The organism is Corallococcus sp. CA041A (genome assembly GCF_003612075.1).
Classification (GTDB): domain Bacteria; phylum Myxococcota; class Myxococcia; order Myxococcales; family Myxococcaceae; genus Corallococcus; species Corallococcus exiguus.
Genome location: NZ_RAWF01000496.1, coordinates 1 through 2,421 on the forward strand (window position 1 = coordinate 1; position 2,421 = coordinate 2,421).

Genomic DNA, 2,421 nt, shown 5'->3' on the forward strand with positions numbered 1-2,421 from the left:
GGCGATGACGACGGTGCTCGCGCCGCTGCCTCCGCGCCGGCGCTTCCTGCCCGCGGGGCCGTGGGGGGAGTGGCTCGCGTCCATCCTCGCCGCCTCGGGCCTGCCGGGGACGGTGGAGCTGACGCCGCTGGAGCGCCGCCCTCGCGCCGGGGGCCTCGTGCTGCGCCCGCTCGACTGGAACGAGTCCCTGCGGCTCGAACGGCGGGAGCTGGTGGGGCCTGCCGGGGAAGGGCAGGGGGCCACGGCGCTCCCGTCCTCGCGGGCGCGCGTGGACCTCGTCCACCTGTCCATGGGCGAGCCCCAGCGGGTGGCCGAGGCCACGCCCGTGCTCCTCGCGGCGGGCTACCTGCCGACGGGCCTCCGCCAGCGCCTGGACGCGCCCGACGACATCGTCTTCCAGCACCTGCCGGCGCCGGAGCGGGCGCGCGAGGCGGTGGGGCGGGCGCGGCTGGACGGCGAGGCGGCCCGGGCCCTGTGGAGCGGATGGGTGGAGCGATGCGCGCGAACTTCGTAGACACGCTCCTCGCGCGGCTGGACGGCGAGGTGGCCACCATCTGGGCCACGGTGCTGCTGCGCATCGACGCGCGGCCCGACGTGGCGCGGCTGCGCGGGGCCTTGCGCGCCCTGGTGCGCGAGAGCGAGCGCCTCAACGTGGCCTGGGACGACGCGCACGGTGCGTGGGTGCCCGCGCCGCGCACGGACGAGGCGGTGGACGCGGCCCTGCTGGAAGGCGCCGAGCCGCTGGACGAGCCCGAGGCGGTGACGCGGGTCATCAACACCCGGGTGGACCTCGCGAGGGACGTGCCGCTGCGGCTGCACCTCCACCCCCTGGCCGATGGCGCGCCGGGCCCGTGGCTGCTCGCCATCCAGCTCCACCACGCGATTGGGGACGCCAAGGCGCTCGCCCACCTGCTGGAGCGGCTCTGGCTGCACTGCGCGGGGCGCGCGTCGGAGTCGCCCCCGCTGGGCCCCTCGACGCTGACGGATGGCAAGGTGCTGCTCGCGGCGCTGCGCGGGCCGGGCCGGGTGCTGGGCCTCGCGAGCCCCCGCCGCCGGCTCCTCGCGCAGCGGGGCCTGGGCCTGCGCCGCAGTGGAGACACCGCGGGCCGCTCGTTGATGGCGACGGCGCGCCTGACACTCCCGGCTGGCCGCACGGACGTCCAGGCCTCGGAGGTCTTCTTCGCCGCGCTGCTGGCGGGCGTCGCGCTGCGCGAGCCCACGAAGGACGGGCTCATCCGCCTGCGGGTGCCGGTGGACCTGCGGCGCATGCTGGGGCTGGGGCGGATGCTGGGCAACGGCTGCTCGACGGTGCCGCTGGAGCTTCCCCTGCGGGAGGTCCGCGCCCGGCTGGAGGACGCGCCCGCCCTGGCGGCGCTGATGCGCGAGGCGCTGCGGCGCGTGCTCGACGAGGGCGTGCACTGGACGACGGCGCTGGAGTGCATGGCGGTGGCGCGGCTCGCCCCGGGGCCCGTGCTGCGGCGCAACGCGCGCCCCGGGCTGGTGGCCGAGCCCCGCACCAACACGCTGGTGGCGACCTACCTGGGGCAGCTCGACAAGCACTTCGTGGACGCGCCCTTCCGCATCCACTCCCTGCGCAGCCACACGGCCACCTGGGGCGCGACGGGCCTGGGCTTTGGCGACACGCTCAACATCAACACGGCGACGTTCGAGGGACTGTGGACCCGGGGCGAGCTGCGCGACTTCACCGATCAGCTCGCGGGCTGGGCGTCCTCGGGCTTCGGGCTTCCGGCGGAGGTGGTGGGACCATGAAGGGGCTTCGCGACGCGCCCGCGCTCTACCTGGGTTTCATCTCGCTGCACCTGCTGCTGGGGCACCTGGGCTCCAGCCTCGTCTACCGCCTGCGCTTCGGCCGCAGCCCGCTGGCCTACCGGAGCACCGGGGCCGACTCCGCCCACACGGGCCTCACGCGGCGGATCAGCGGCGCCTCGCTGGTGTGGGTCGGCTCGGTGGCGGCGGCGGCGCTCTGGCCGCGCTGGTCCGAGCGGCCCTGGGGACGGCCCCTGCTGGCCCTTCCGCCGGAGGTGGGCTGGGCGCTGGGCGTGCTCGGGCTGGTGGGCATGCTGGCGGCGCAGTACGGCATGGGCGCAAGGTTCCGCATCGGCGTGGACGCGGGGGAGGCCCCGCCCGTGCTGCACGAGAGAGGACTCCACCGCTACTCGCGCAACCCCATCTACGTCTTCTCCTACCTGTACCTCGTGGGCGCCTCGTTCTGGGCTCCGTCGCTGGTGACGCTCGGGGCGTGCGCGGTGCTGGGGGGGCTGTTCCACGGGCTGGTGCTCCAGGAGGAGCGCTACCTCTCCGCCCGCCTCGGCGAGGCCTACGCGCGCTACCGCCAGCGCGTCTCCCGCTACCTCTGAGGCCCCATGCAGCCCGCCCTCGCCCCCGTCTCCGCTTCACCCG

Annotated in this window: 3 protein-coding genes; all 3 read left to right on the forward strand. The window is 76.1% G+C overall.

Annotation, left to right across the window (positions count from 1 at the left end):
• The coding region (locus tag D7V77_RS45870) for a hypothetical protein (protein ID WP_199733992.1) at positions 1–514 on the forward strand (514 nt) is incomplete at its 5' end.
• Positions 496–1,770 (forward strand): hypothetical protein, encoded by a 1,275-nt coding sequence (locus D7V77_RS41570; protein ID WP_120581674.1) that lies wholly within the window; start codon positions 496–498, stop codon positions 1,768–1,770. The genes D7V77_RS45870 and D7V77_RS41570, both read left to right, overlap by 19 nt.
• On the forward strand, positions 1,767–2,378 hold the full coding sequence (locus D7V77_RS41575; protein ID WP_120581675.1) for an isoprenylcysteine carboxylmethyltransferase family protein: 612 nt from the start codon (positions 1,767–1,769) through the stop codon (positions 2,376–2,378). Before D7V77_RS41570 ends, D7V77_RS41575 begins: the two co-directional genes overlap by 4 nt.
• Positions 2,379–2,421: the final 43 nt, after the last annotated feature.